A 6494-nucleotide genomic window follows, 5' to 3' on the forward strand; every position below is an offset into this window, starting at 1 on the left:
TTGATCACACTCTCGGTCGTCGTGCCGGTACGGGACGGCGAGCGCTTCATCGCCGACGCGCTCACCTCGCTCTGCCGCAACGCCCGGCACGACTTCGAGTTCATCGTCGTGGACGACGGCTCCGTGGACGCCACCGGGGCCATCGTCGACGACTTCGCCCACGACCTGCCGGGGCTGTCCGTGCTGCGCAACCCCGCGCCCGTGGGGCTGGCCGACGCCCGCAACACGGGCCTTTCAGCCGCCTCCGGCCGGTACGTGACGTTCATGGACGGCGACGACTGGCTCGCCCCCGGCTACCTGGCGCAGCTCGTCGAGGCCATCGACGGGCTCGGCTGCGACTTCGTCCGCGCCGACCACGTACAGGCCGAGGGCCGCAAACGGGTCGTGCACCGTGCCCCGCTGGCGCGGCGGGGCGCGGTGCTCAACCCCCGGGACGCGATCCTGCCGGCGGGCGTGCGGACCATGGTCGACTACCCGTACGCGTGGGCCGGGATCTACCGGCGCTCCCTGCGCGACCTGCTGCACTTCCCCGGCTCCCTGCACACCGCCGAGGACCGGCCGTGGATCTGGCGCCTGCACAGGGAGGCCGCCACGTTCGCGGTGGTGTCGCTGGCCGGCGTGTTCTACCGGCGCATGGTGTCCGGGTCGCTGACGCAGGTGGGCGACGAGCGCCAGCTGCACTTCTTCGACGCGTTCGACCTGGTCTTCAAGGACCTGGAGCCGGAGTTCCTGCCCAAGGCGGTGCGGAACTTCTGCGCGCTGCTCGCCCACCACCTGGAGATCGCCGACCGGTTCACGCCGGCGCTGCGGGCCCGCTTCGAGGAGCGCGGCGCGCACATGGTGCGCGCGCTGCCCGCCGACGTGGTGTCCGAGTCGGTCGCGCGGATGTCCGCCGAACGCGAGGCCACGCTGCGGGCCCTGGTGCCCGACCTGCCGCCCAGCCCGCACATCCGGGTCCGCCGCGACCGGGAGGAGACATAGTGAAGGTCTTCTACGCCTCGACGCTGTTCGGCGCGATGTCGCTGGCCGCCGCCATCGACGACGGCCGCTTCGGCGACGGCCGCCGCGTCCTCGTCGTGTCGAGCAACGCGGCCATCCCCGAGGTGGCCACGCCGCTCGACAGGACGCCCGGCTTCGCCGTACTGCGCTCCCGCTTCGACGAGATCCACTCGTGGAACGAGCTCATCGCACCGCTGCACCCCTCCGACTGGAAGGCCCGCGTCATCGAGGTGCCCATGATGGAGCGCCTCATCCGCTCCCACTGGGGGCTGGACGGGGTGGAACACCTGGTGCTGGAGTCGATCGCGGTGCCCCCGGCCCGCACGATCGCGGGGCTGGTGCGCGACTGCCCGATCACCGTCTACTCCGACGGGCTCATGAGCTACGGCCCAACCCGCGACCCGCTGCCCGCCGAGATCTTCCGCCGCATCGAGCGGCTGCTCCATCTGGACCTGGTGCCGGGGCTCACTCCGCTGCTGCTCAGCGAGTACGGCGTCGCGCCGTCGATCCTGCCGGACGAGCGGTTCCTGTCGATCGTCGACCAGGTCACCGCCACCGCGCCCGACATGCTGCACGGGCAGGCGATGATCCTCGGCCAGTACCTGTCGGCGCTGGAGATCGTCACGCCGGAGGAGGAGGCGGCCCTGCACGAGACCATGCTGCGGGCCCTGGTCGCCCGCGGCCACACCGACGTCGTCTTCAAGCCGCACCCGGCCGCCGGGCGGCGCCACGCCCAGCTCCTGCGGGCCGCGGCCGAGCCCCTGGGCGTGCGGCTGTCGGTGGCGCCGGAGAGCGTGCCCGCCGAGGTCTGCTTCGCCGCGCTGCGGCCCGAGCTCGTCGTGGGGTGCTTCTCGACGGGCCTGCTGACGGCGCAGCGCTACTTCGGGCTGCCCGTCGCCTCGTACGGCACCGACCTGGTGCTCGACCGGCTGGCTCCCTACGAGAACAGCAACCGGATCCCGGTCACGATCGTGGACGCGCTGCTGCCCCGGCTGTCGGCCGACGGGACCGTCACCCCGCCGCCCGTGGTGGATCTGCGCGCGCTGGTGCGGGCCGTGGGGTACTGCATGCAGGCCGAGACATACCCGGAGCTGCGGCCCGCCGGCATCGGGTTCGACGCGCGTTACTTCAAGCGCAAGCGCCTGGAGACGCTGGGCCTGGCGGCCCGGCCGACCGCGCTCACCCGGCTGCGCAGGAAGATCCGCTCGGCGATCTGAGCCCACGGCCGCGACCCGGCCGGCGCGAGAACCTCCTCCGCCGGCCGGGTCGCGGTCTTTCGATTGGACCAGGGTCTAAGAGCCTGCTGACGAAGTCTTAAGTGCTCGTGGGCATGGCCATAGAGGGCTGGTCCGATCTTGTTGATGTAACCCTGGTGGGACCACTGGGACAGCTGGACGCGGAAGCTGTCGACGTTCTCGATCCCGAGGACGGCGGCCAGCTCAGCCCCTCTCCAGGCCCGCCACGGCTGGGCGGCCAGGAGTTCCAAAACCTTGCCGCGCCGGTCGGGACTGGACAGCTCCGGAAGCGGCGGCGGCTCGCTCCAGCGGCCATGAGGCGGTTGGCCTGCCAGTTCGCGGGTCAGGCGACGGGTCATCTGATGCACGGTGGCCCACCAGATCATGGCTTCGTGGTGTTCGGGCTTGCGCTCGTAGATCCGCACCAGCCGGCGGCAACGAGTCAGCCAGGCGAATGTTCGTTCTGCCACCCACCTACGCGGCAACACGACGAAACCGCGCAGGTCATCAGAGCGCTTGATGATCGTGACGGTCAAGTGGAGCACGTCGCGTGCCCAGGCGAGCAGGCGTCCGGCGTAACCGCCGTCCGCCCACACCAGCGCAATGGTGGAGAACTTCTCCCGCAGCCGGGCCAGCAACGGGTGCGCGCCGTCACGGTCTTGAACCGACGCGGCGGTGACGACCACGCACAACAGCAGCCCGAGCGTGTCCACCGCGATATGCCGCTTCTGCCCCTTCAACTTCTTGCCTGCGTCAAAACCGCAGGCCGCAGCCCCGACGGTCTCAGCCGCCTTGACAGTCTGGGAGTCGATGCACGCGGCCGTCGGCAACTCGCTGCGTCCGGCCATGACCCGCAGACGGCCGCGCAACCGCCCGGCGAGCCGTGCGGGCAGACCACGCCCAGACCAGCGTAGGAAGAAGGCGTACACCGCCTCGTGTGGGGGTAAGTCGACCGGCAGGGCCCGCCACTCGATCCCGTACCTGATCACGTAGTTGATCGCGTCCAGCACCGCCCGCAGGTCATGGACCATCGGCCTGCCCGTGGCCGCGACCAGCTCGGCCATCACCGCCCGCGCCTCGCCTTCCAGCACCGCCCACTCTGCATCGGTCAGATCCGACGGATAGGACGGCTTTCGGCCACGACATTGGCACCCCGGTGAAGCACAACCGCTGGCGCCCACGGACGTGAACGTGTAAACAGACAACCACGGGCTCCTGGCCGCCGAGATGCGTAGACAACACCTCAGCTACCAGGAGCGGGATGCGGGCGCTGCGGGCGGCTTCCCAGACCTGGCCGACGAGTTGGCGTCGGTGCTGCGCGACGCCCACCAGACCGGACGTGCCGAGTAGGGCTGCAAACCGTAGGGTAGGACTTCACGCCGCCGGGCAGAGGACGGCTTCGACGGTTTTGATCATCGCGGGGGCGATGGCGTTATCGTCGGCGGTGCTCCGCGTGACGGAGATGGCGAACTGCTGCCGGCCGTCGGTCGAGGCGAAGGTCAGTGTGGAGAGGCCGGGCGCCGAGCCGCCGAGCATCTGGCCTTTCAGCTTGCCTCCGCACATGCCTGTGCCCTGCTGTGCGCTGCCACCGGTGAGGACCTCCTGCAGCAACGGCGGCAGCAGCTTGCCCTGGTTGAAGGCCCGCCGGAAGGTGCCGAGGTCATGCGTGGTCGAGACGACGCCGCCGGCGCCGTTGCCCCAGCTGGCGTTGAAGCGGTGCACGTCGCGCAGGGTGCCGGTGGAGTCGGGGTAGTAGCCGTGCCCGTGCGGGCCCTTGATGCCCTCCGGGGGCTGGGTTGTCTGGTAGGTCTTGGTCATGCCGAGCGGGCGGAAGAGACGCCGGTCGAGTTCGCGGGCCAGGGTGTGCCCGGTCGCCTTCTCGATGATCATGCCTATGAGGGTGTAGTTGGTGTTGGAGTAGGTATACATCTCGCCCGGCTCCCCGGTGCGCGGCCTGCCCCGCGTCATCTTCACGATGTCGATGGGCCGGTAGTAGGTGGTGAAGTCGAAGACGTCGAACGCCGGTTCGGTCGAGCCGCTCTGGTGGAACCAGTCGGGGATGCCGGAGGTGTGCTGGAGCAGTTGCTGGACGGTGATCTCACCGGCTCGTTCCACCAGCCCGTCGGCGGCCACCTCGGGCAGTAGGTCGGCGAGTTTGTCGTCCAGGCTGAGACTGCCCGCCTCGACGAGTTGGAGGAGCACGGTGGCCACCATCGTCTTGGATTGCGAGCCGATGCGGAAGCGGGAGTCCGCCGGGATCGTGCCGCCCCTGCCGTTGAGCAGCCGCGACCCCGCGCTGCCGCGGCCGGCGGCCTTGCCGTCTACGTAGGCGCCGCCGATCGCGCCCACGACGCCGGGCGTCTTGGCCAGGTTCTCCATGGCCTGCTGGACGTCGCCGATCGCGGTGGCGCGGGCGGTTGCGGGCGAGGCAGTGGCCAGCATCAGGGCTGCCGTGCTTACGGCGGCAAGGGACGTGTACTTCAACGACGACAACTCCTTCGAATGGACGAACAAGGGTCAACAATGTGCGCGGGCGGGTCACGTGATGATCCGTCGTGCCGTCGGCGAGAGACCGTCGGTGATATCGGCCCGAGGGCCGCGCGGCTGAGTGGCGTACAAGCGTGCGGTCATCGGGGCGGCCGTCAGCTGCGTTTCACTCAACCGGCGCCGCCATGTCCTCGCTGGCTGAGCCAATCGTTTCGCAGATCACCACGGATCTCGGAGTCGCTTCGTTCGCTGACTCGCGCGAAGACGCCACTTGGTCATCCGGCGTCACAGAGTCATGGCCCCGGCATGTGCCGGGCGCCGCGCACAGGTTCGCGAACCTCCAGCCGCACTTGGCGATCACGCCGCTCACGCTCGCCATGTGCGGCTGGAGTGCTCACTTCGCAGGGCAGAACAGCGATTTGAGGGCGTTGGTGATGCGCGGCGGCACGGTGCCGCGCTCGGCGTCGTCCATGGCCAAAGTCAGCGACACGGCGAACTGCAGGCGGCCGTCGGAGGAGGTGATCGTCGCGGCGGTGAAGCCGGGAGCGCTGCCTCCGCCCCCGGCGGCGAACTCGGGGGCGCCGGAGCACGGGCCGCCCGCAGGCGGCGCCGGCTGGCCGGGAGGCGGGTCGGTGATCACCTTGCTCAGGGACGCCGGCAACAGCTTGCCCTGGCGGAAGGCGCGCTGGAAGGCGCTCATCTCGCGCGCGGTGGAGATCACACCGCCGGCGCCGAGCATGCTGGTGGCGTTCATCGTCTTGTCGACATCGCGCATCGTGCCCGATTCGTCCGGGGCGTAGCCGTGCCCGTGCGGGCCCTTGACGCCTTCGCCCGCCTTCGTGGGCAGGTAGGTGTCGCGCATGCCGAGCGGGGCGAAGAGCCGGCGGTCGAGTTCGGCCGCCAGCGACCTTCGGGACAGTTTCTCGATGATCATGCCGAGCAGGATGTAGTTGGTGTTGGAGTAGTTGAAGGTCCCGGTCTCCACGGGCCGGGACCTCTTGCGGGAGGCCGCCAGCAGGTCGATCGGGCGATAGTCACGCGTGGGGTCGGAGGTGTCCGGGCCGATGTAGTCGGGGATGCCCGAGGTCAGCTGGATCAGATCGCGTACCGTGATCTCCTCGGCCCGCTCCACCAGGTCCTTTTTCACCACTTCCGGCAGAACCTCGCTGAGCTTGCCGTCCAGGCTCAGCTTGCCTTCCTTGACCAGTTGCAGGACCGCGACGGCGGTCATGGTCTTGGTCTGCGAGCCGATCCAGTAGCGGGCGCTCGCCGGGATCGCGCCGCCCTTGCCGTCGAGCAGGCGGGACCCGGCCGATCCCTTCCCGACCCGCTTGCCGTCCACGTACACCTCCCCGATGGCGCCCACCACGTGTCCCGTCTTCACCAGGCTTTCCATTGCCTTCTGCACGTCCCCGACCTTGATGTGGGCGGCAGCTGTCGAGGCGGTGGCGCGCGGGGCCGCACTCAAGACCAGCGCCGCGCACGCCAGCGAAGCTGCGCCAGTGAGCGTCGCTCGACGCAGAATCATGAAGTCTCCCTCTTCCGGGTCCGAATACTCGGCTGTCGAGCCACAAGTTCTAACGAGGGTGGTGTTTCCTCGGCGTTAACCTCAAGGCGCAACTCCGCCGCGCCGGTACGTGGAGCCTCAGCGACCAAACCCCTTTGTCAGCAGGCTCTAAGCTTGAGGTTTAACCTTTGAGCTGCACATTTGCCGCGATCGGCAACAGAGGTGATTGATCCGACATAGCGGATTGTGTCCTCTGTGATACGGCG

6 protein-coding genes are annotated in these 6494 nt (G+C 69.3%); 3 read left to right on the forward strand and 3 right to left on the reverse strand.

Going from position 1 to position 6494, the window contains the following annotated elements:
* The gene (locus AB0J64_RS43620; protein WP_364041434.1) at positions 1 to 981 is read left to right on the forward strand and encodes a glycosyltransferase family 2 protein; all 981 of its coding nucleotides are present in this window, start codon (positions 1 to 3) and stop codon (positions 979 to 981) included.
* Positions 981 to 2216, forward strand: coding sequence for an alpha-2,8-polysialyltransferase family protein (locus AB0J64_RS43625; protein ID WP_364041436.1), 1236 nt, complete (start codon positions 981 to 983; stop codon positions 2214 to 2216). The genes AB0J64_RS43620 and AB0J64_RS43625 overlap by 1 nt, the downstream gene beginning before the upstream one ends.
* On the opposite strand, the gene AB0J64_RS43630 is transcribed toward AB0J64_RS43625, so the two are convergent.
* The gene (locus AB0J64_RS43630) at positions 2123 to 3415 is read right to left on the reverse strand and encodes an IS5 family transposase (protein WP_364041438.1); all 1293 of its coding nucleotides are present in this window, start codon (positions 3413 to 3415) and stop codon (positions 2123 to 2125) included. The genes AB0J64_RS43625 and AB0J64_RS43630 overlap by 94 nt on opposite strands.
* A gap of 46 nt (positions 3416 to 3461) precedes the next feature.
* Between AB0J64_RS43630 and AB0J64_RS43635 the strand changes: the two genes are divergently transcribed.
* Positions 3462 to 3584: a hypothetical protein gene (locus AB0J64_RS43635; protein WP_357962497.1), complete on the forward strand. Its 123-nt coding sequence runs from the start codon at positions 3462 to 3464 to the stop codon at positions 3582 to 3584.
* Between the two features lie 24 nt (positions 3585 to 3608).
* On the opposite strand, the gene AB0J64_RS43640 is transcribed toward AB0J64_RS43635, so the two are convergent.
* On the reverse strand, positions 3609 to 4718 hold the full coding sequence (locus tag AB0J64_RS43640; protein ID WP_357962495.1) for a serine hydrolase domain-containing protein: 1110 nt from the start codon (positions 4716 to 4718) through the stop codon (positions 3609 to 3611).
* A gap of 397 nt (positions 4719 to 5115) precedes the next feature.
* Positions 5116 to 6249 (reverse strand): serine hydrolase domain-containing protein, encoded by a 1134-nt coding sequence (locus AB0J64_RS43645; protein ID WP_364041441.1) that lies wholly within the window; start codon positions 6247 to 6249, stop codon positions 5116 to 5118.
* Positions 6250 to 6494 lie beyond the last annotated feature (245 nt).

The organism is Nonomuraea sp. NPDC049695, from assembly GCF_040674955.1.
In the GTDB taxonomy this organism is placed as follows: domain Bacteria; phylum Actinomycetota; class Actinomycetes; order Streptosporangiales; family Streptosporangiaceae; genus Nonomuraea; species Nonomuraea helvata.